Here is a 22,079-nt window from a genome sequence, read left to right as displayed (position 1 = left end):
CTGGGGACTGTCCCTCCCAGAGGGACAGTCCCCAGAAGTTTTACAACACATTTTGTGGTGCTTTTGATACGTCAGGCGGGCAGCAGGATGGTGGCGCGCAGGCCGCCGGTGGGGCGGTTGGACAGGGTGACGTTGCCGCCGTGCGCGTCGATGCAGGAGCGGGCGATGGCGAGGCCGAGGCCCACGCCGCCCAGTTCCGGATGGCGCGCGGTGTCGAGCCGGTAGAACGGCTTGAACACGTCGTCCAGCCGGGCGGCGGGGATGCCCGGACCGTCGTCGTCGATCGTGATGCGGATGGCGTCGCGGCCGCCGTCGATCTGCGTGCGCGAGACGCCGATGCGCGCGCGGCCGCCATAGCGCACGGCGTTGTCGACGAGGTTCGTCAGGGCGCGCCGGATCGCCAGCGGCCGGCAGCGGCAGGGCAGGGCGGGCAGCCCGGCGGCGGAAGCAGCATCGGAAGCAGCAGAAGCAGAAGCAGAAGAAGCAGGGGAAGCAGCCGCACCAACCAGCGCCACGTCGCGGCCCTGCGCCGCCTGGTCGGCCGCGATCTCGCCGGCCATGGCGCCCAGGTCGATACCGATCGTCGGTTCGTCGTAGGCGTCGTCCCGGGAAAAGCGCAGCGTTTCCTCGATCATCGCCGCCATGTCGCGCAGCGTGCGCTGCATGCCGGCGCGCACCTCGTCGTCGTCGACCAGTTCGGCGCGCAGCCGCAGCGACGTCACCATCGAGCGCAGGTCATGGCTGATCGAGGCGAGCATGCGCTTGTGGTCTTCCAGGTAGCGCGTCAGGCGTTCCTGCATCAGGTTGAACGACGCCGTCACCTCGCGCGCCTCGCGCGGGCCGGACAGCGCCAGTGGCTCGTATTCCCCCCGGCTGACCCGTTCCGCGCCTTGCGACAGCGCCTTGATCGGCCGCACGATGCGCCGCACGAAGACGATGCAGATCACCAGCACGGGCAAGGTACTGACGGGGATCGAGAAGCGCAGCGGTTTCCACCACCACTGGGTGTTGGCCAAGGGCCGCTGGGCGCTGTTGAACCAGCCCGCGGGCAGCCGCAGCGCGATGGCCAGGCCGGGGTCCTGGTCCGTCCGTGTGCCGGGCGCCAGCGAGACGTGCACGGCGTCGGCCGGCAGCCGCAGCTCGCGTTGCAGCGCCGCCTGCAGCGAGCGCTCCTCCTCGTCCAGCAAGGGATCGGCGACGGCGCTGCGCGGGCCGATGCGATGGCGCGACGTTGCCGTGTCCAGCGCCGCCAGCATGGCATTGCCGGAGGCGGCGTCGCGCTGCACCAGCGCGAGCCGGTAGGCGGACGTGACGTTTTCCATCACGTAGCGCCGCGACATCCGGTGCAGCGTGCCGTTGCCACCATTGCTGGCCGTGGCCAGCAGCGCGATCAGGTGCGCGGCCAGCAGCCCGCAGAACAGCAGGCCGACCAGCTGGCCCGCCATGGTCTGCGGCAGCAGGCGCCGTAGCATCCCCGTCATGTCAGGTCACGACAGCGCCAGGCCCTGGCAGGCGGTCACCGTGGCGGTGAACAGGTAGCCATTGCCCCAGACCGTCTTGAGCAGGCTGGGGCGGCGCGGATCCGCTTCCAGCTTCTTGCGCAGGCGGCTCACCTGGCTGTCGATGCTCCGGTCGAACGCCAGCGCATCGCCGCCGCCGATCAGGTCCATCAGCCGGTCGCGCGACAGCACCGTGCCGGGATGCTCGACCAGTACCCGCAGCAGGCGGTACTCGGAGCTGGACAGCACGGCCGGCTGGCCCTCCGGATCGAACAGTTCGCGCTTGCCGGTATCGAGGAACCAGCCGCCGAACGCATAGCCGCCGCCGGCATGGCCGACCGGGCCGGCGGCGCGCCGCCAGCGCCGCAGCACCGTGCGGATCCGCGCCACCAGTTCCGGCGGATCGAACGGCTTGACGACGTAATCGTCGGCGCCGCTGTCCAGGCCCGCCACCTTGTCGGCGGACGTGTGCATGGCCGTCAGCAGGATCACCGGCGTATCCAGCGTGCCGCTGACGCGCCGGCACAGCGACAGGCCATCCTCGCCCGGCATCATCACGTCCAGCACGATCAAGTCGAAGCGCTCCTTCAGCAGCAGCGCGCCGGCCTGCGCCGCATCCTCTGCGGTGGTTACCGCCAGCCCCTGGCGCCGCAGGTAGGCGGCCAGGGAACTGCGGATCTCGGGGTGGTCGTCGACGACGAGGATATGGTCGGCTGCTGTCATCGGGTTGTTCCGCAATGCGGATGATTCTCATTTACAAACCAGCATTGTAGCAGCGCCGCCGCTTGCCGGCAGGGGCGGAAACTCCTTATGCCAGCAGCCATGCCACGGCGCCCAGCAGTGCCCCGGCCGGCGCCGTCCACCGCACCGGCCGGGGCGCGTAGGTCATCTGGAGGCCGATGCCCAGCGCGCCGAAGGTCAGGAAGCCCAGCCACGCCAGGATGCCGACCGACATGCCCCAGGCCGCGACCGCCGGCACCAGCGCCACGGCCAGCAGCGCCCAGCCGCCCAGCCGCAGCGGCATGGCCGGGAATGCCTTGCCGTACACCTGTTCCTGGTGGCGTTCCATCGACAGCGACACGGCCGCCATCGCCGCGTAGCTCAGCGCCAGTACGACCAGTGCATTCATGGCGTCACCTCCTTCAGCACGGGCTGCGCCGGCTGCGCAGCCTGCGCGGCCGGACGATCCTTGCGGACCAGGTGCCGGGCGATCCAGCCGAACAGCGCGGCGATCGCCAGCATGGCGAAGTCGAAGCCGACGATGCCCGCCTGGCCGAGCGGAATGCTGGTGGACAGGCCATGGCCGCCGGTCAGCGGGTTGAGGACCGGCAGCAGCACGAACAGCGCGGCGACGGCGATGCACTGCTCCTTCCACGCGGCGCGCGGTGGCCGCACCGCCGCATGCACCAGCGCGGCCAGCCAGGCCAGGAAAAAGCCGTCGATCTCCCACGCCGCCCGTTCCGCCATCGCCACCGGCAGCAGGCGGTTCAGCCAGAAGTAGGCGCCGGTCGCCAGCGCCAGGCCGGTGACGACGCCGATATTGGTCACTTCCACCAGCCGGTGGCCGAACGGCGTGCGGCCCAGCTTCCTGCGCTCCGGCGCCCGCTTGACGACCCACAGCACGAGGCCCGTCGCCACCATCGCGGTACCGACCACGCCGGACAGGAACAGCAGCCAGCGCACCGTCGGCCCGGCGAAGCGGCCCATGTGCGCGCTGGTGAACACGTTGCCGAACGCACTCGCGGCCGATGGCGTGGGCAGCGGCGGGCGTTCCCTGATCTTGCCCGTGGCGGCATCGAAGACCAGCCGCGCCGAAGCGCCGCGCGTGGTCAGGCTGTCGCTGCCGTGCGCACGCAGTTCCACCGTGGTTCCCGGCTTGTTCGGACGGTTGACGGTGATGCGGCCCACCGCGTGATCCGGCCACTCGGCGCGCGCCTGCGCCATCATCGGAACGATCGCAGCCGCCAGGTCGACGGGGGGAGCGCCGGCGCCATCGCGCGAACGGCCGCCACGGCCTTCGCGTCCGCCGCCTTCTCTCCCTTCACGGCCGGCGCCGCCACCCTGCCCCTGCTGCCCCTGCTGCCCACCCGGCACCATGCCGCGGCGCTCCATGTTGTAGGCTTGCCGGTCGCCTCCATAGGCGCTTTCCGCACCCCATGGCATCAGCGTCCCCATCAGCAACAGCAGGCCGGAGAAGGTGATCATGATGTGGAACGGCAGCGCCAGCACGGCCGTCGCATTGTGCGCGTCCAGCCACGAGCGCTGGCCCTTCCTCGGCCGGAAGGTGAAGAACTCCGCGAAGATCTTCTTGTGCGTAATGACGCCGCTGATGATCGCCACGAACATGAACATGGTGGCGATGCCCACGATCCAGCGGCCCGTCACGCGGTCCATCGCATGCAGTTCGAAGTGGAAGCGGTACAGGAAGCTGCCGCCGCGGGTTTCGCGCGCCTCGATCTTCGCGCCGGTGGCCGCATCGAGTTCGGCGCGCCTGGTGCCGGCGCGGCCGGCCGCGGCATTCCTGTCGCGCCAGCTGGCCGAGACGGTGGTCTGCCGCTCGTTCGGCAATTCCAGCGTCCACGTATTGGCGTTTGGCGCCAGCTTCTGCATGCCGGCCAGCGCCACCGCCGCGGTCTGCGCGGCATCCGCACCAGGCACCGAGGCATGCAGCTCCGGCTTCATCCACAGGTTGACCTCGTCGAGGAAGTAGCTCAGCGTGCCGGTGAAGAAGACCGCGTACAGCAGCCAGCCCAGCACGACGCCGGTCCACGTGTGCAGCCACGACATCGACTGGCGGATGCCTTCCGGCTTGCTGTCGGGCCGCAGGCCGCACCTCCCGCGGCGGCCCTGGCAAGCCACGCCAGCGCGGCCAGCAAGCCGGCGGGCAGCGCGACGCCGAGCCACGCGCGCCGCGTGCTCGCCACGGCGAACACCCAGATCGCCGCGCACAGGTGCACCACGAACGAGGACATGGTGGCGGTGCTGACGGCATCCACGCGGGCCATGCCGGTTTTCTGCAGCCACAGGCTCATGCTCGCGGCCCAGGCGGCGGCCAGCAGGTAGCCGCCGAAAATCGCCGCCACGCTGCGCGACGCGACCAGCCATCGGTACGAAGCCGGCAGGGGTGTTTTCTTGTTCACGAAAGTTCCTTCTCGACGAAAGCGCCCGCGCACGTCCGGTGCGCGGGCGAGGCGGCCATGCGGGATCAGAACGAAGAAGTCAGGCTGACGAACAGCGAACGGCCCGCTTCGTTGTACGACGCCGCGCCGGACGTTCCGTTGGTGCTCTGGCGGAACAGGCGTTCGTCGAACAGGTTGTTGATGCCGGCGCGCAGGCGCAGGTTCTTCGTGAACGCATAGCCGGCGCTGACGCCCCACACGCTGTACGGGTCCAGCGTGTTCAGCGCGTCGCCGGTGGCCTGCGCGCCCTGCGTGGTCAGCTTGCGCGGCTCCTGCTTGCCGTACCAGGTGCCGGTAAACAGCAGCGACACCTTGTCGTTCACCTGCCAGTCGAGCGACGTGTTCAGCGTGAACTCGGGGATCACCGACAGCGGCTCGCCGGTGGTCTTGTTCTCGTTCTCGATCATGTACGTGAGGTTGTTGATGAACTTCACGCCCGTGCCGAACGGGATCGTCACGTTGCCCTCGATACCTTGCACCACCGCCTTCGGCGCGTTCTCCCACTGGAACAGGCGGCCGTTCGCCGACGTGTTGCCCAGCAGGCTGTCCATGCCGCCGACGATCTTGTTGCGGTAGTCGTTGTGGAAGTACGTGGCGCTGGCGCTATGGCCGGCATCGTTCCAGCCGATGCCGATTTCCTTGTTCACCGAGGTTTCCGCTGCCAGGCTGTCGTTGCCGCGCAGGTAGCAGCCGCCGCCCAGGTTCGGGTTGTTGACGGGGCAGCCGTTGCCACGCGTGTAGTACAGGTAGTTCGGATTCGACTGGTACAGGTTCGGCGCCTTGAACGCGCGCGCCACGCCGCCCTTGAGCGTGACGGTCGGCGTCAGCGCATAAGAAGCATTGAGGCTCGGGCTCCAGTTGCTGCCGAACTGGCTGTGCTTGTCGAAGCGCAGGCCCGGCGTCAGCATCAGCTCATTGGTCACGCCGATATTGTCTTCCAAGTACACGGCATAGGTTTCGGCATCGGCCTTGCCGTCGCGGTTCGTCGCGGCCAGGCCGGGGATGGCGGTGGCCGTCTGCGTCATCGAGTACGGGTCGTTCAGCTTTTCCTGGCGCAGGTCGAAGCCGACGGTCATCATCTGCGACAGGCCGAACAGCTTGCCCGGCATGTTCACTTCACCATTGACGACGTAGTTCTCCAGCGCCGACGTGGACCACGACGTGGCGTTCGAGATGCTGCCTTCCGGGCCGCCGGCCAGGCCTTCGTTCAGGCGCGTATTGTCGGTGTTTTCCCATTGCAGCGACAGCTTCGAGGTGCCGAAGTCCCACTTGCCGCGGTGCGTCAGCGCGGCGGTGCGGCGGATCATCACATTGGTTTCCGCGCCGGCATTGGCCAGCTCGCCCAGCAGCGGGGTGCCGGTGCTGTTCACCGCGCGGTCGCCCGCATAGATGTTGCCCTGGCGGGAGAAGCCCGATTCCAGTTCCAGCACCTGGCCCGGCGCCAGGTCCCAGCGCAGCAGGCCGCCCACGTCGCGATTGCGTACGCCTTCGCGGCCAGCCGGCGGGATCGCGCCGTCGGCCGTGTTTTCCGGCGTGGCGTTGATCGACAGGTCGTCCGCATCGGTCTTGTTCACGTTGCCGAACACGCGGAACGAGAACTTGCCGGCCAGCGGGCCGGACAGGTTGAAGCCGAGCCGCTTCGTCGAGCTTTCCTCGCCGTGTTCGGGCGCCAGCGCATAGGCGGTCACGGAGCCGGACAGCTTGTCGCCCGGCGCCTTCGTGATGATGTTGACTACCCCGCCGGCCGCGCCGGACCCGTAGCGCGCCGCGGCCGGGCCGCGCAGCACCTCGATGCGCTCGACCAGTTCGGCCGGCACCCAGTTCGTGTCGCCACGCGAATTGCGCTCGCCGCTGCGGCCCATCCGCACCGAGTTGCGGGACGTGACCGGCTTGCCGTCCACCAGGATCAGCGTGTTTTCCGGGCCCATGCCGCGCAGGTCGATCTGGCGGTGGTTGCCGTACTGGCCGGTGGAGCTGTTGCCGGTCAGGTTCACGCCCGGCATGGTGCGGATGATGTCGGAAAGGTCGTTGGCGGGCGGGCGCGCCGCGATGTCGGCGGCGGTGATCGTCGATACGCCGGGCGCCTGTTTCAGTTCCTCTTCTGCGGTGGCGGTGACCTGCACCTCGGCGAGCTGCTGTTCGGGAGCGGCTTGCTGGGCCAGCGCGGGAGAGGTCAGGAAGGCCAGGCACAGGGCGGCCGCGAGCGGGGTGCGTTGCAGGGTGTGATTCATCTTCTTGGTCCAGTTGTGGTGACTTGTTCCGCGACCGCTGCCTTCCGAACGTGACTATAGGCAACATCGAAATCGCGTGCAACTGAGAATGATACGCATTCAGTGTCCGGAAAGTTTGTCAAAGTGTGGCAATGGCACCATGCATGCCACGTGGGCGCGCGCCACCCGCGCCAGGAGGCGTGGCCGATGCGGTTCTGTCGCACCGGTAATCGCCGCACGAATATGTTGACTTCGCAAATCGCCGTGATTACACTAATTGCATCTGTTAGCGCTATCAGAGCGGGAAGTGAAATCACGAAATCCGCCGCCGAGCTGACTACGACAAGATAATGTTAGCGCTGCCAGATCATCCGCAGAGATGCAGGCAGCGCGCGATGCAGGAGGAGACGACATGCTGCACACCGAGCCACCCGCCAATGCCGCCGCGGCCACCGCGCCGCGCGCATCCCGGGCAGCATGAAGGAAGGTCCGATGGGCGGACCGGGTTACACTTTCCCGGTCTGTTTTTTCTGTGCGGGTGGACATCGGTCCGCCCGCGCAGTTTTTTTTCGCAGGCCTCCCGAATGAACGATCTCCCCAGCAAATCCGCCGGCAAACCTGCCAGCCAGTCCGCCAGCCAACCCGCCAGCGCGCCGCTGCCATGGCGTGAAAAGATCAGCTACGGCATCGCCGACATGGGGTTCAATTTTTACTGGACCAACATCGCCACGTTCCTGCTGTTTTTCTATACCGAAGTATTCGGTATTTCGGCCGCCGCCGCGGCGTCGATGATGTTCTCGATCAAGCTGATCAACGCCTTCACCGATCCCCTGATCGGTGCCGTGGCCGACCGCACCACGACCCGCTTCGGCAAGTTCCGTCCTTACCTGATGTGGATGGCGGTACCGCTCGGCTGCGCCGCGGTGCTCACCTACACCACGCCCGACCTCGATGGCGATGGCCGCCTGTTCTGGGCGTATGGCACCTACCTGCTGATGATGGTCTGCTACACGGCCATCAACATCCCGTACAACGCGCTGTCCGGCGTGATGTCGGCCGATCCGCAGGAACGCTCCACCATCAACGGCCTGCGCTTCATCTGCGCATTCGGTGGCAGCATGCTGGTCACCGCGGCCACGCCGGCGATGGTGAAGGCCTTGGGCGCCGGCGACGATGAACGGGGCTGGCAACTGACCATGGCGGCTTGGGCCATCGCGGCCTGCGTGATGTTCGTGATCACCTTCGCCAACACGCGCGAGCGTATCGCTCCGCCGCCGCAGCAGAAGACCAACGTGATGCAGGACGTACGCGATTTGTCGCGCAACGGCCCGTGGGTGGTGCTGTTCTTCCTGGCGCTGATCATCATGGTCACGATCACGCTGCGCACAACCACCGCGGCCTACTACTTCAAGTATGTGGTCGGCCAGCCCGAGCAGATGGGCACTTTCGTGTCGGTCTACATGTTCGCCGCGGCCGTGGGCGCCGCCGCGTCGCCGCTGCTGACGCGCTTCATCGACAAGAAGAAGCTGATGATCATCCTGATGAGCGCCACGGCCGTGCTGTCCGCCGCCTACTTCTTCATTCCGCCGGACCAGGTATGGCTGATGTTCGTGCTGCAGGCCTGCATGGGCCTGGTGCTGGGGCCGAAATCCCCGCTGGCGTTCTCGATGTACGCCGACACGGCCGACTACAACGAATGGCGTACCGGCCGCCGCGCCACGGCCATGACCTTCGCCGCCGCCACGTTCTCGCAGAAGCTGGGCACCGCGCTGGCGGTCGCCGTGATCGGCGCGCTGTTCACCACGCTGGGCTATGTACCGAACGCCGCGCAAAGCCCGGATTCCACGGCCGGCATCGTGTGGCTGATGTCGCTGATTCCCGCCGCCTTCGCGCTGCTTGCCGTAGGCGTGATGTGCTGCTACCACCTCGATGCCGCCACGCTGCGCACCATCCAGTCCGACCTCGCCGCGCGCAAGCCGGCATCCCGCAATTCCGGAGAAGAACCCGATGCACCCTCAGACGCACCCGTACACCCAAACCCTTCGCCCGTCCGCTGACGGCCAGCGCTACGACCTGCTGTCGCCGACGGCCATGCCGCGCGCGGCCGGCTTCCTGTGGAACCGGAAGATGATGGTCCAGGTGAACTGCCGCGGCTACGCGGTGGCCCAGTACATGCAGCCGGAACCGGCCAAGTATTCGTATGCGCCCAACCTGGAGGCGCGCACCTTCATGCAGCCGGAGCAGGGCTACTACGCGCACCACCCGGGCCGCTTCTTCTATGTGAAGGACGAGGAAACGGGCGAGCTGTTCTCCGCGCCGCACGAACCGGTGCGCGCGGCGCCGGACCGCTTCGAGTTCTCGGCCGGCAAGAGCGACATGGCCTGGACCGTGGAAAACCTGGGCATCCGCATCGAGCTGGCCATGGGCCTGCCGGTGGACGACGTGGCCGAGCTGTGGTCGCTGAAAGTCACCAACCTTTCCGGGCGGCCGCGCCGCCTGTCGATCTACCCGTATTTCACGATCGGCTACATGAGCTGGATGAACCAGTCGGCCGAGTACCGCCCCGACCTCGGCGGCATCGTGGCATCGTCCGTCACGCCGTACCAGAAGGTGGCCGACTACTTCAAGCAGAAGGATTTCAAGGACCGCACGTTCTTCCTGTGCGAGCGCACGCCCGATGCGTGGGAAGTGGCGCAGGAGGCGTTCGAAGGCGAGGGCGGCCTGCATGCGCCATCCGCCTTGCGCGAAGAGGAGCTGGCGGGCGGCGACGCGCGCTATGAAACGCCGGTGGCCGCCGTGCAGTACCGGCTGGCGCTGGGGCCCGATGCCAGCGAAGCGTTCCGCTTCCTGTTCGGTCCCGCGTTCGACGATGCGGAGATCGCCGCGCTGCGCGAGCGGTACCTGTCCGCCGCCGGCTTCGCGGCCGCCCGCGAAGCCTATGCGGCCTACATCGGCGCCGGCGCGGGCTGCGTGACGGTGGAAACGCCGGACCCGGAGTTCGACAACTTCGTCAACCACTGGCTGCCGCGCCAGGTGTACTACCACGGCGGCTCGAACCGGCTGACCACCGATCCGCAGACCCGCAACTACCTGCAGGACAACATGGGCATGAGCTTCGTGCACCCGCCCACCGCGCGCGGCGCCTTCCTGCATGCGCTGTCGCAGCAGGAAGCAACCGGCGCCATGCCGGACGGGATCCTGCTCGTCGAAGGCGCGGAGCTGAAATACATCAACCAGGTACCGCACACGGATCACTGCGTGTGGCTGCCCGTGTGCCTGAAGGCTTACCTGGACGAGACCGCCGACTGGGCCCTGCTCGACGAGCTGGTATTCGACCGCGAAGGCCACGGCGTCACGGTGGCGCAGCGCATCGGCCGCGCGATGGACTGGCTGCTGGCGGAGCGCGACGAGCGGGGCCTGTCGTACATCGCGCAGGGCGACTGGTGCGACCCGATGAACATGGTCGGCTACAAGGGCAAGGGCGTGTCCGGCTGGCTGACGGTGGCCGCCGCCTACGCGCTGAACCTGTGGTCCGGCATGTGCGCGCAGCATAAGGATGAGGAAAAAGCACGGCATTTCCGGGCTGGCGCGCAAGCCATGAACGATGCCGCCAACGAACATCTGTGGGATGGCCGCTGGTTCGCCCGCGGCATCACCGACGATGGCGTGGTGTTCGGCGTGGCCGACGACAGGGAAGGGCGCATCTGGCTCAATCCGCAAGCCTGGTCGATGCTCTCCGGCGCGGCCAGCGCGCAGCAGCGGGCATCGATGATCAGCGCGGTCGAGGAACAATTGCATACCCCGTACGGGGTGCAGATGTTCGCGCCGCCGTTCTCGAAGATGCGCGAAGACGTGGGCCGCGTCACGCAGAAGCATCCCGGCTCGGCCGAGAACGGCGCCGTCTACAACCATGCCGCCGCGTTCTACATCTACAGCCTGTACGACGGTGCCGACGGCGAGCAGGCATGGGACCTGATGCGCAAGATGATCCCCGGGCCGGACCAGGAGGATTACCTGCGGCGCGGCCAGCTGCCCGTGTTCATCCCGAACTATTACCGCGGCGCGTGGCGCGAATATCCGCGCACGGCCGGGCGTTCGAGCCACCTGTTCAATACCGGGACGGTGTCGTGGATCTATCGCTGCGTGATCGAGGGCCTGTGCGGCCTGGTAGGCGATGCGGAAGGGCTGCGCATCGCGCCGCAACTGCCGGCGGCATGGCCCGGCATGAAAGCCGTGCGCAGCTTCCGTGGCGCGACGTTCGAGGTCAGCGTGCAGCGTGGCGACGTGGCCGAGGTGACCGTGCGCTGCGACGGCACGCCGTTGCCGGCGGCGCGCGTGACCGGCATCGAGGCGGGCCGCAGGTACCGGCTGGAAGTGACGGTGCCGGCCGCGTGACCGGACGGCCGGCGGCTGCATCAGTGTTGAATCCGGCCATGAGCCGGGCCATGGGCCAGCCTGGCCGCCGGCGCCGAACCGGCCCGGAACCAGGCTGGAGTCAGGCTGGAGTCAAGTTTGAATCAGGTTCGAATCAGGCTTGAAGATGGCCTGAAGCAGGCTGGGATCAGGCTGGAATCAGGCTGGAATCAGGCTGGAATCAGGCTGCCGGCGCGATGCGGCTGACCAGCCGCGGCACATCCTCGCGGATATCGAGCACGATGCCCGCTTCGTCCGGCTGCAGCGGTTCCAGCGCGGCGAACTGGCTGTCCAGCAGCGACAGCGGCATGTAGTGGCCCACGCGCGCATTCATCCGTTCGGCGATCAGCTCGCGCGTGCCGTCCAGGTGGGCGAAATGCAGTCCCCGCACGCCCTCGCGCAGCACGTCGCGGTAGCGGCGCTTCAGCGCCGAACAGCCCACCACGATGCCTTCGCCGCGCTGCGCCGCCTCGCGGATCTCGCCCTGCAGGCTGGCCAGCCAGTGCAGGCGGTCGCCATCCGTCAGCGGTACGCCCGCGCTCATCTTCGCCACGTTTTCCGGCGAGTGGTACCTGTCACCCTCCACATAGCGCACGCCCAGCCGCTCCGCCAGCGCCGCTCCCACCGAACTCTTGCCGCAACCGGCCACACCCATCACCACCCAGCGCGGGGCATCCATCTCACTCATCTCGCCCTCTGATAGCGCTAACATAATTTTTCATTTTACTGCACGTGGCCGCATTGTTCAACCGTGGCGACTGCCAGGACTCAGGCAAGGACGAATCGGGCAGCTACCCTGACGCTGTTCAGTTAACGGAATTTGATGCGTCGGCAGCGCTTGCGTTACCGTGTCGGTCACCGGCTTCCTGGTGTCGGACACGGGTTTTCGGCGATGCATGCCGTTCCTGCAAAAACCGGTGTCCGACACCAGGGCGCTACCGCCATTGGCTGCGTCACGCGCTTTCGCGCGCCATCAGCGTGAAGCCGAGATCGAGGTGCGCCTGGGCGGGCCGTTCGCCGCGGATCGCGGCGCGCAGCATGGTGGCGGCTTCGAAGCCGATCTTGTAGCGCGGCGTGCCGACCGTGGTCAGCGCCGGCTTCATCCACGCCGATGCCGGCAGGTCGTTGAACCCGCAGATGGCCAGCTGCCCGGGCACTTCGATGCCGCGGCGCTGGCACTGGTAGATGGCGCCGTGCGCGAGGTCGTCGTTGCAGCAGAAGATGGCGTCGCAGTCGGGCACCTGGGCCAGCATGCGGCCCAGCAGTTCGGCGCCCAGCGCGATCGTCGAAGGATCGGGCACCATGATTTCCAGGCGCGAGTCGGCCAGGCCGGCGTCGGCCATCGCCTTGCGGTAGCCTTCGGCGCGGCGCAGCGTGCGTTCGTCGAGCTGGGCGCCGATGAAGCCGATGCGTTTCTTGCCCTTGCCGATCAGGTAGCGCGTCATCGCCTGGCCCGCCTCCACCTGCGAAAAGCCCACGCACAACAAGTCCGGATCGGACGACAGGTCCATCATCGACACCACCGGCACGCGCGAGGTTTCCAGCATCTGCTGCACGCGCGGACTGTGCGTCAGGCCGGACAGCAGGATACCGTCCGGGTTCGACTGCATGTAAACGTTGAGCAGCTTTTCCTCCTCGGCGTCGGAATAGCGGGTGTTGCCGATCAGGAGCTGGTAGTTGTCGTCATCGAGCGCATCCTGGATCCCCTGCAGGACGGCGGTGAACACGGTATTCGACAGCGAGGGCACGAGCACCACGATGACGTTCGATTGCGCCGAGGCGAGGGCGCGGGCGGCGCGGTTCGGCACATAGCCGAGTTCCTGCACGGCCTGCTCGACACGCTGGCGCAGCAGCGAAGAGACCAGGTCGGGCTGGTTGATCGCGCGCGAGGCCGTCATCGGCGCCACGCCGGCACGGGCCGCCACGTCGCTCAGCGTGACGCGGCCGCTGGCGCGGCTGCGGGTAGAAGGGGATTTGCTCATATCTGGAGGGGCTCTTGAGGACCCTTGGAATCCTACTTTGTTTATGGTGTTGTTGGGCTGGATTTATCCATAGATCGTGAACCACTGTCAATCGAAGCTGCGCTGTCGATACCCCCGTAGTATGACCGATGCGGCCTCCAGCGGGCCACCGGGGCGTGCTAAGCTTGCCGCTTTGACACGGAGAACCGCATGAGCCGCACTGGCCGGATGTTCCAGCTGATGGATGCGCTGCGCGGCAATCGCCATCCTGTCACGGCGGGCGTACTGGCCGAACGGCTGGGCGTTTCCGAGCGCACGATCTACCGCGACATCGCCGCGCTGGCCGAACTGGGCGCGCCGATCCAGGGCGCCGCCGGCGTGGGCTACCTGCTGAAAAGCGGCTTCTTCCTGCCGCCGCTGATGTTCGATGCCGATGAACTGGAAGCGCTGGTCCTGGGCGCGCGCTGGGTGCGGCGGCAGGGGGACGCGGCGCTTGCCGCCGCGGCCGCCAGCGCACTGGCCAAGATCGCCACCGCCACGCCGAAGGACTTGCGCGACGAAATGGCGGAAACCAGCCTGTGGGTGCCGCTGGCGCTGGCGCCGGCGGCGCCGGAGCACGACGCCTTCGTGCGCCCGGCCCGCGAAGCGATCCGCCGCCAGCACAAGCTGCGCATCAGCTACAGCGACGAACAGGGCCGCGCTTCCGAGCGTACCGTATGGCCGTTCGCGCTGGCCTTCCTGGATGGCCGGCGGCTGCTGGCAGCCTGGTGCGAGCTGCGCGCCGCGCAACGCCATTTCCGCATCGACCGCATCCGCGACGCCACCACCCTGGCCGAGCGCTATCCCACGCCGCGCCATGCCCTGATCCGCGACTGGCGCGCCGAGCACGGCATCCGCGACGACTCCTGACAAAAACTGACAGCGGCCGTGGCTAAGATACTTCCCAACGAATATGTACGTTATGTGAACTGGCGCACAGAGAGCGGCCGGCCCGACTAGTACTATGGAACTGTCTCTTTCAGGACATCCCTAGTTTTGGACTTGGCCCGCTTTCGAGCGGGCATTTTTTTTGTCCCGCGCATCGGTGCGCCGCGCAACAGGAGCCGGGGATGAACGACAGGTACGAGATTTTGCTGGGGCGGCCGCAACTGCGTCACGAGGCGGCGGAGCGGGAGACCGATGCGAAGGCGGAGCCACGCCAGGCAGCCGGCTGGGAAGCAGCCGATGGCGCCGGCCCGGACCGCCTGTTCAACCGTTACCGCCGGCGGCGGCTCGATGCCTGGGCCGCCGCCGGTACCGATGCTACTCTTCGCTGCCCGGCAGCGCCCAGCGCAGGCCGCGCGTGATGACAGCGGGGCCCACGGTGAGATGGTCTTCCTCGGGAATCACGTCGGCATCGACCTTCAGGCCCGGGTAATTGCGCGACTTCAGCGCCGCCTTGAAGGCGCGCATGTCGCGCACCAGGTCTTCGCGCTTGTTGAAGCGCGGCCCCGGCCGGATCGCTTCGTACTCGCCCACGGCCAGCAGCACGTTGGCGCGGATATCCCTGCGGCTGGCCGCGACGGCCTTCTCGCGCTCGAACATCATGCGCCGGCCGAACCACAGCGACGGGCTGCCCAGCACATAGTTCTCGAACATCGCCCGTTCGCCGAACAGCATTTCCAGGCCCAGCAGCGAACCATATGAATGGCCGATGAAGGTCTTGCGGTGCATGTCGGCGCGGTAGTGCTTCGCCACGAACGGGAACACGTCGTTGGCGATGAAGCGGGCGAACGCGGCCGCCTCGCCGAACTTCGGTTCGCGGCCCGGCATGTCGGAGCGCACGTCGGGATCGTCGGGCGGGCCTGGCGTGTAGTCGCGGCGGCGGCTGTATTCCGGCGTATCGCCGTTCGCGTAGGAGAGGCCCACCAGGATGAATTCGCCGATCGCGCGCCCCTTGCGGCCGGCCCGGCTGGCGATCGCCCGCGTCAGGGGAAAGGCGTAAGGAGCGTCCGTCACGAACACCACCGGGTAGCTGCGCCCGGAGCGGGCATACGACGGTGGCAGGCTCACATAGATCTGGTAATCGCGCTGCAGTTCGCGGGCGCGCACGGTGCGCACCTCGGTTCCTTCCAGCACATACGGCGCGCCCTCGAGCGCGATCGAGGCGCCCTGGGCCAGCGCGCCGCCGGCCACGAAGCAGCACGCGGCGGCGAGCGCGCGGAGAAGGTTCTTCATGTTGTCGGCAAGGCAAAAAAACCGATTATCGCCGAAATTCGCCGGAATGCGGGATCAGGGGGCCGTGCCGCGGGGCGACAGCATCATCCGGGGCATGCCGCGGATTACAGCATCTACAGCATCAGCACCGCATGCAGCGATTGCACTTCGACGCGCGACTCGTCGAGGATCGCCTGCAGCGTGCCGTCGCCGACGGAGAAGTCGATGGTGCGGGCCGCCTGCGGCGTCGTCGCGCCGGGCCGCGCATGCATCGGCGAGGGGGCGGGTGCCAGGTCGTCGGCCAGCAGCAGCGTGTCGCCCAGCGTTTCCGGCGGCAGCGCGCGCATGCCGGTCCACATGGCCTCGATGGCGCGCACCACGTGTTCCGGCACCATCAGCGCGCCGAACACGGAACGGCCGATCGTCGTTTCGCCATGCGCGATCCAGTCGTCCGGCGCTTCTTCCACCATGCCGTCCACCAGTCCCGGGAAGTCGGCCGCGCGCGACAGCAGGTAGAACGCGCCCACCTCGTGGACGATGCCGGCGAACAGTGCCGTGTCCGGATCCACGTGCGTGACGCGGCGGGCGATCACCTGGGCCAGCGCGGCCACGTGCGCCGTGTGCGCCCACAGGCGATCGGCCTTCGCGCGCAGGCCGGCGTCGGGCTGCGCACTGCCCAGCTGGCGCACGATCAGGGCCGCCACCAGCGATTGCAGGGTGCGCACGCCCAGCCGGTGCACGGCCGCGCGCACGCTGGAAATCGGCGTGCCGGAACGGTTGAATGCCACGGAATTGGCGATGGCCACGGTGCGCGCGGCCAGCAGCGGATCGGCGCCGATCAGGCGCGCGGCGGTGTCCACATGGCAGTCGGGATCGACGAGTGCCTGCTGGAGCCTGATGGAAGCATCCACGCTGGCGGGGAAAGCGAGCTCGCCGCGGCCGGCCTGGGCTGCGATCGTGTTGAAGGCTTCGATTCTGTCCATCGAAAAATTATACCCACAATATTGCCATGTGGAAATAAGAAATCACGTGGGCAGGTGGCGCCGCGGCGGGGTGTTGCGTGGAAGCGCCGCGCCAGGCCTTCGCGGGCAGCGTTCCACCCGCCGCACCGCGCCTGGACGGCTGTCCTTACTCCTGGCGGAAGATGGCGTCGCAACCTTCGTGGGTGGTGCCGTCCATGTCCGCCAGCTCATCCGTCAGTTCCAGGTCTTCCAGTTCCTCGACGGCATTGGTGAAGCTGTTGTGCTTGGTGGCGCCGATCAGGCGGTAGATGTCGCCATCCTCGTTGCGCACGCCGATCAGGAATTTCTGTGCGCGCACTTCGTCCTCGGTGGCGGTTTCCAGCAACAGGTTGCCGGCGATCTCTTTGTCGAACTTGGCCGGCGTGAAGCCGTCGATCAGGGTAGTTTTCAGCATCGTCTTTTCAGGATGGAGTGGATTCGGGAGAGGCATCGATCACGGATTTCAGGCGCGCCAGCACCCGTTCCAGTTCCGCGTAATCGGCCTCCGTGTAATGGGCGAACACCGCGCCGCCGCGCGAGGTCACGCGGGGGAACACGTCCTGGAACGTCTGGTCGCCGCGCGGCGTGAGCCGGATGAACCAGCTGCGCGCATCGAGCATGCTGCGCTCGCGCGCCACCAGGCCTTTCTGTTCCAGGCGTTCGATGACCCCGGTCAGCGTGCCTTTCGTGATCAGCGTGCGCTCGCCCAGCTCCTTGTACGACATGCCGGGCGTGTTGCCCAGCGTGGCGATGATGTCGAACTGGGCGTGCGTCAGGCCATTCTCGCGCACGTGGCGGCCGGACAGGCGCTCGAAGGCCTGCATGCATTCCGCCAGCAGCCGGATACTTTTCAGATAACGTTCACCCATGGGCGGATTATAGCGGGCGCCCGCCGCCGGCGCCCGCGCCCGAGCTGTTACCATAGCAGTCTTCCGTCTCCCTCGACCCGCTGGCACCCGCATGTCCGATGTCCTTCGCTAACCTCGCCCGGCTCGGCCGCGAACGGCCGCTGCGCATGCTGCTCGTGAATGCCGGCGATGCCGAAAGCCTGACCTGGTCCGGCCTGGTCCAGCCCTTGCGGCTGGCGCAGCGCCTGCTGGGCGAGGCATTCGTGCTCGATGTCCGCACACCGGAAGCCGTGGCCGCCGCCGGTGCCGCCGGGTGGCACGTTGCGCTGCTGGTCGCGGACGAGCAGCAGGCGGCGCTGCCCGCCCGGCTGCTGCACGCGGTGCTCGAGCGCTGCCGCAGCGCGGAAACCTGGGGCGGTGTCGGCGCCGCCGTGCTGTGGCTGGCCGCGGCGGGCCACGCCACCGGCGTGCGCATCGCGCTGCCCTGGGCCCTGTACGGCGATACCGGCGAGATCGCCGAGCAGGCCATCCTCACGCCGCACCTGTTCGAATGCGATGGCCGGCACGTTACCTGCTGCGGCGGCGCGGCCAGCATCGACTTCGCACTCACCTTGATCGAGCACCTGCTCGGCAGCGGCACCTGTGCCGCCGTCAAGGAAGCGCTGTGCATCGACCGCGTGCGCAGCGCCGACGAACGGCAGCGCGTGGCCCTGCAGGCCCGCTTCGGCGTGCTGCAGCCGAAATTGTCCGAAGCGGTGACGTTGATGGAAGCGAACATCGAGGAACCGCTGTCGACCGACGACATCGCCAACCTGGTCGGCCTGTCGCGCCGCCAGCTCGAACGCCTGTTCAAGCAATACCTGGGCAGCCTGCCATCGCGCTATTACCTGGAACTGCGGCTGCAGCGCGCCCGGCAATTGCTGCTGGAAACCAACCACTCCATCGTGCAGGTGGGGCTGATGTGCGGCTTCTCGTCCGGCTCGCACTTTTCCACCGCGTTCGGCACCCTGTTCGGCAATACCCCGCGCGAAGAGCGGCAGAGAAAACTCGCCGCCGCGTGAGAGGCATTGGTGTCAGACATTTTTCCCCTTGGGAAAAGTGTCTGACACCGGTTGTCGCGCGATGCTGCCGTGTGGCCGGCTTCGACACCAGGCACCCAGAACCGTGTCCGACACCATATAAAAAGAAAAATTCTTGTCGCATCTTCAAAAGAGTTTTAGCATCGCCGCTTTTAAAATGCGTACTTACCGTGGACTTGCCGCGGCCGTACCTCTTCTTTTCCTGGGGAATGCCAATGAACGCCAAGCTTGATTCGACTGTTACCACTCGCCCTGTCACCCGGCAGACTTATGACGAAGTCCTGGTGCCAACGTACGCACCGGCGCAGATGGTACCGGTGCGAGCATCGGGCCTGGACCTGTGGGACCAGGAAGGCAAGCGCTACCTGGACTTCACCTCCGGCATCGCCGTCGCGGCGCTGGGCCACTGCAACCCGGTCGTGGTCGAGGCGCTGACCCGCCAGGCCAACACCGTCTGGCACCTGGGCAACGGCTACACCAACGAGCCGGTGCTGCGCCTTGGCCTGGCGATCACGGAAGCCACCTTCGCCGACCGCGCGTTCTTCTGCAATTCCGGCGCCGAAGCCAACGAGGCGGCGCTGAAGCTGGCCCGCAAGCACGCGCACACCAGGTTCGGCGAGCACAAGTCGCGCATCGTGTCGTGCCTGAACTCGTTCCACGGCCGCACGCTGTTCACCGTGTCCGTCGGCGGCCAGCCGAAGTACACCGAAGGCTTCGAGCCGCTGCCGCCGTCGATCGACCACATTCCGTACAACGACATCGAAGCGGCCCGCGCCGCCATCGGCGACGACGTGTGCGCGGTGATCGTCGAGCCGGTGCAGGGCGAGGGCGGCGTGATGCCGGGCAACCCGGAATACCTGCAGGAGCTGCGCGCGCTGTGCGACAAGACCGGCGCCCTGCTGATCTTCGACGAAGTACAGTGTGGCATGGGCCGTACCGGCTCGCTGTTCGCCTACATGGGCTATGGCGTGACGCCGGACGTGCTGACCTCCGCGAAAGCGCTGGGCAACGGCTTCCCGGTCGCCGCGATGCTGACCACGGAAGAGCTGGCGAAGAACCTGTCGGTCGGCACGCACGGCACCACGTACGGTGGCAACCCGCTGGCCGCCACGGTGGCGCTGACGGTGCTGGAAACCATCAACCAGCCGGCCTTCCTGGCACGCGTGAAGGAAGCCAGCCTGTACCTGATCGGCAAGCTGGAAGAACTGATCCGCGACTACCCGCAGGTGTTCACCACCGTGCGCGGCGCCGGCCTGCTGCTGGGCCTCGTCGTCAGCGAGGAATTCAAGGGCCGCTCGAAGGATATCCAGCGCGCCGTCGAGGCCGAAGGCCTGATGGTGCTGATCGCCGGCCCGGATGTCGTGCGCATGGCGCCGGCGCTGATCGTCACCGACGCGCAGATCGACGAAGCGATCGCGCTGATGCGCAAGGGCGTGGACAAGCTGCTGGCCGCGAAGTAAGACAGCGGCACGGCAGTACCAGCTCCGCGGGCGCAAGCCCGTTTTTCACGGTGTCGTCCATGCCGCCGGCGCGGTGCATTTCCGCTCATTTGCCGATCATGCACCGTGCCGGCGTTTTCATTCAAACCAGGAGTGCCTATGTACGTTGTCCGACCGGTGGAAACCGCGGATATCCCCGCGCTCGAATCGCTGGCCGCGGTGACAATCCCCGGATTGCACACGCTGCCCCGCAGCCGCGACAAGATCGTCATGGCCGTCGAGCGATCGCTGGCATCGATGGCGGCGCAAGTCGACATCCCCAGCGAGGAATCGTACCTGTTCGTGCTGGAATCGGTGGAAGAGCGCCGCATCTGCGGCACCGCCGCCATCTTCGCCTCGGCCGGTTCGAACGGCACCTATTTTTCATTCCGCAACGATGTGATCCAGCAGGTCTCGCGCGACCTGAACATCTGCCACAGTGTCCACGCGCTGACCCTGTGCTCGGAACTGACCGCTTACTCGCACCTGTCGTCGTTCTACGTTGCGCCGGAAGTGCAGAAGGGCCCTGAGGCGGCGCTGCTGTCCCGCTCCCGCCTGCTGTATGCGGCGCAGCACCCGCGGCGCTTCGGCGACCGCTTCTTCGTGCCATTGGCCGGCGTGACCGACGACGATGGCCAGTCGCCGTTCTGGAACGCGGTGGGCCGCAAGTTCTTCAAGATGGATTTCCTCGACGCCGAGCGCGTCATCGGCGGGGCGCGCAACCGCACGCTCATCGTCGAGCTGATGCCGCACTACCCCGTGTACGTGCCGCTGCTGCCGGGCGATGCGCAAGCCGCGATGGGCCAGATCCATCCTTCCGGCGAGCTGGCTTTCAACCTGCTCACGGCCGAAGGCTTCGAGGCCGACGAATACATCGACATCTTCGACGGCGGCCCGATCCTGCAGGCCCACAAGCATGCGCTGCGCACCTTCACCAGTTCGCAGAAGCTGCGCGTGCGCACCGGCGTGGCCCGCACCAGGGAAGGCCCGCTGTTCAACTACGCGGTGTCGAATGACGACAGCGCGGCATTCCGCGCCGTGGCGATTCCCTGCCCGGACCTGGAAGGCTGCGACGCCGTGGCGCTGTCGCCCGAGATCCAGGACATCCTGCGCGTCGCCGAGGGCGACAGCGTGACCTGCGTACGCATCTGAGGAGAGACCCATGCTTGTTGTACGCGCCATCCACGAGGGCGACCTCGACGGCCTGTTCGACCTGGCCAGCCAGGTCGGCACCGGCATGACCACGCTGAAGCCCGACATGAAGATGCTGGGCGACCGCCTGGCCACCGCGTGCGCCTCGTTTGCCGAAACCATCCCGCCGGAAGAGCGCGACTACCTGTTCGTGATGGAAGACACCGCGAACCGCCGGCTGGCCGGTGTCTGCGCGATCAAGGGCGCCGTCGGCCTGACCGAACCGTTCTACAACTACCGGATCGGCACGCTGGTGCATTCGAGCCGCGAGCTGAACGTGTTCACGAAGATGGAAACGCTGTACCTGTCGAACGACCTGACGGGATCTTCCGAACTGTGCTCGCTGTTCCTGCACCCGGACTACCGGGTGGGCCACAACGGCAAGCTGCTGTCGAAAAGCCGCTTCCTGTTCATCGCCCAGTTCCCGCACCTGTTCACGGAAAAGATCATCGCCGAGATGCGCGGCTATCAGGCCGACGATGGCAGCTCGCCGTTCTACGAAGGCCTGGGACGGCATTTCTTCAAGATGGATTTCCACCACGTGGACGACCTGACCGCGCTGGGCAAGAAATCGTTCATCGCCGAACTGATGCCGCGCCAGCCGCTGTATATCGCCTACCTGCCGCAGGATGCGCAGGATGTCGTCGGCGCCGTGCACAAGTCCACCGCGCCGGCGCGCCGCCTGCTGGAACAGGAAGGCCTGCACTACGAAGGCTATGTCGACATCTTCGACGCCGGCCCGGTGCTGCAGGCGCGCGTGTCGGAACTGCGCGCGCTGCGCGACAGCGAGCTGGCCGTCATCGCGCCGGACGACGACATGGTGCACGCCTGCGCGCCGGCCAACACCGAGCCCACGCTGGTATCGAACACCACGCTGCGCGACTTCCGGATGATCATCACCGAGGCGGTCAACGTCAACGGCAGCATCGACCTGTCGTCCGCCGAACAGAAGCTGCTGCATTGCGGCACCGGCGCCACCGTGCGCACGCTGCCCCTGAACGTCAAGAAAAACCAGTGAGGAAGA

At 67.1% G+C, this 22,079-nt stretch carries 20 protein-coding genes; 8 read left to right on the top strand and 12 right to left on the bottom strand.

Features of this window, described 5'->3' with window-relative positions:
* Window positions 1–71: 71 nt before the first annotated feature.
* From OU994_RS31375 to OU994_RS31350, 6 genes are all read right to left on the bottom strand, one after another.
* The gene (locus OU994_RS31375) at window positions 72–1,481 is read right to left on the bottom strand and encodes an ATP-binding protein (RefSeq protein WP_281609082.1); all 1,410 of its coding nucleotides are present in this window, start codon (window positions 1,479–1,481) and stop codon (window positions 72–74) included.
* Window positions 1,482–1,487: 6 nt separating this feature from the next.
* The gene (locus OU994_RS31370; RefSeq protein ID WP_281609081.1) at window positions 1,488–2,222 is read right to left on the bottom strand and encodes a response regulator; all 735 of its coding nucleotides are present in this window, start codon (window positions 2,220–2,222) and stop codon (window positions 1,488–1,490) included.
* An 85-nt stretch (window positions 2,223–2,307) separates the two neighbouring features.
* A complete protein-coding gene (locus OU994_RS31365; protein ID WP_281609080.1) occupies window positions 2,308–2,628 on the bottom strand; it encodes a DUF3325 domain-containing protein in 321 nt (106 codons plus the stop codon).
* Entirely contained in the window at window positions 2,625–4,286 is a 1,662-nt protein-coding gene (locus OU994_RS31360) for a PepSY domain-containing protein (protein ID WP_281609079.1), read from the bottom strand. Before OU994_RS31360 ends, OU994_RS31365 begins: the two co-directional genes overlap by 4 nt.
* Complete coding sequence (locus tag OU994_RS31355) at window positions 4,211–4,639, bottom strand: DUF3649 domain-containing protein (RefSeq protein WP_373922522.1); 429 nt, start codon at window positions 4,637–4,639, stop codon at window positions 4,211–4,213. Before OU994_RS31355 ends, OU994_RS31360 begins: the two co-directional genes overlap by 76 nt.
* A 65-nt stretch (window positions 4,640–4,704) precedes the next feature.
* Window positions 4,705–6,909, bottom strand: coding sequence for a TonB-dependent siderophore receptor (locus OU994_RS31350; protein WP_281609078.1), 2,205 nt, complete (start codon window positions 6,907–6,909; stop codon window positions 4,705–4,707).
* 563 nt (window positions 6,910–7,472) lie between these two features.
* On the opposite strand from OU994_RS31350, the gene OU994_RS31345 reads away from it, so the two are divergent.
* Together OU994_RS31345 and OU994_RS31340 are read left to right on the top strand one after the other, a co-directional pair.
* Entirely contained in the window at window positions 7,473–8,945 is a 1,473-nt protein-coding gene (locus tag OU994_RS31345) for an MFS transporter (protein WP_281609077.1), read from the top strand.
* Window positions 8,896–11,283 (top strand): GH36-type glycosyl hydrolase domain-containing protein, encoded by a 2,388-nt coding sequence (locus OU994_RS31340; RefSeq protein WP_281609076.1) that lies wholly within the window; start codon window positions 8,896–8,898, stop codon window positions 11,281–11,283. Before OU994_RS31345 ends, OU994_RS31340 begins: the two co-directional genes overlap by 50 nt.
* Before the next feature lie 199 nt (window positions 11,284–11,482).
* Here the strand turns inward: OU994_RS31340 and OU994_RS31335 are convergent, their stop codons facing one another.
* Window positions 11,483–11,980, bottom strand: coding sequence for a gluconokinase (locus tag OU994_RS31335; RefSeq protein WP_281611766.1), 498 nt, complete (start codon window positions 11,978–11,980; stop codon window positions 11,483–11,485).
* A gap of 274 nt (window positions 11,981–12,254) precedes the next feature.
* Entirely contained in the window at window positions 12,255–13,283 is a 1,029-nt protein-coding gene (locus OU994_RS31330) for a LacI family DNA-binding transcriptional regulator (RefSeq protein ID WP_131148800.1), read from the bottom strand.
* 189 nt (window positions 13,284–13,472) lie between these two features.
* Between OU994_RS31330 and OU994_RS31325 the strand changes: the two genes are divergently transcribed.
* Both OU994_RS31325 and OU994_RS31320 read left to right on the top strand, forming a co-directional pair.
* Entirely contained in the window at window positions 13,473–14,171 is a 699-nt protein-coding gene (locus OU994_RS31325) for a YafY family protein (protein ID WP_281609075.1), read from the top strand.
* Between the two features lie 200 nt (window positions 14,172–14,371).
* A complete protein-coding gene (locus OU994_RS31320) occupies window positions 14,372–14,608 on the top strand; it encodes a hypothetical protein (RefSeq protein WP_281609074.1) in 237 nt (78 codons plus the stop codon).
* Here OU994_RS31320 and OU994_RS31315 read toward each other — a convergent pair.
* From OU994_RS31315 to OU994_RS31300, 4 genes are all read right to left on the bottom strand, one after another.
* Window positions 14,565–15,479 (bottom strand): alpha/beta hydrolase, encoded by a 915-nt coding sequence (locus tag OU994_RS31315; protein WP_281609073.1) that lies wholly within the window; start codon window positions 15,477–15,479, stop codon window positions 14,565–14,567. The genes OU994_RS31320 and OU994_RS31315 overlap by 44 nt on opposite strands.
* 113 nt (window positions 15,480–15,592) lie before the next feature.
* On the bottom strand, window positions 15,593–16,441 hold the full coding sequence (locus OU994_RS31310; RefSeq protein ID WP_281609072.1) for an HDOD domain-containing protein: 849 nt from the start codon (window positions 16,439–16,441) through the stop codon (window positions 15,593–15,595).
* A 145-nt stretch (window positions 16,442–16,586) separates the two neighbouring features.
* Window positions 16,587–16,871, bottom strand: a complete 285-nt coding sequence (locus OU994_RS31305) for a hypothetical protein (RefSeq protein WP_281611765.1) — start codon at window positions 16,869–16,871, stop codon at window positions 16,587–16,589.
* A 10-nt stretch (window positions 16,872–16,881) separates the two neighbouring features.
* Entirely contained in the window at window positions 16,882–17,328 is a 447-nt protein-coding gene (locus OU994_RS31300) for a MarR family winged helix-turn-helix transcriptional regulator (protein WP_131148804.1), read from the bottom strand.
* Between the two features lie 98 nt (window positions 17,329–17,426).
* Between OU994_RS31300 and OU994_RS31295 the strand changes: the two genes are divergently transcribed.
* The 4 genes from OU994_RS31295 to astA all read left to right on the top strand — a co-directional run bounded on the left by OU994_RS31295 (window position 17,427) and on the right by astA (window position 22,073).
* Complete coding sequence (locus OU994_RS31295) at window positions 17,427–18,368, top strand: GlxA family transcriptional regulator (protein WP_131148805.1); 942 nt, start codon at window positions 17,427–17,429, stop codon at window positions 18,366–18,368.
* 233 nt (window positions 18,369–18,601) lie between these two features.
* Window positions 18,602–19,846 (top strand): acetylornithine/succinylornithine family transaminase, encoded by a 1,245-nt coding sequence (astC, locus tag OU994_RS31290; RefSeq protein WP_281609071.1) that lies wholly within the window; start codon window positions 18,602–18,604, stop codon window positions 19,844–19,846.
* A gap of 138 nt (window positions 19,847–19,984) precedes the next feature.
* Window positions 19,985–21,016, top strand: coding sequence for an arginine N-succinyltransferase (locus OU994_RS31285; protein ID WP_131143548.1), 1,032 nt, complete (start codon window positions 19,985–19,987; stop codon window positions 21,014–21,016).
* 10 nt (window positions 21,017–21,026) lie between these two features.
* Window positions 21,027–22,073 carry an arginine N-succinyltransferase gene (gene astA / locus OU994_RS31280; RefSeq protein WP_281609070.1) on the top strand — a complete coding sequence of 349 codons (1,047 nt, stop codon included), beginning with the start codon at window positions 21,027–21,029 and terminating at the stop codon, window positions 22,071–22,073.
* Window positions 22,074–22,079 lie beyond the last annotated feature (6 nt).

Origin of the sequence: Pseudoduganella sp. SL102, from assembly GCF_027856995.1 — a bacterium.
GTDB classification, from domain to species: domain Bacteria; phylum Pseudomonadota; class Gammaproteobacteria; order Burkholderiales; family Burkholderiaceae_D; genus Rugamonas; species Rugamonas albidiflava.
This window is presented reverse-complemented; position numbering and strand designations above follow the sequence as displayed.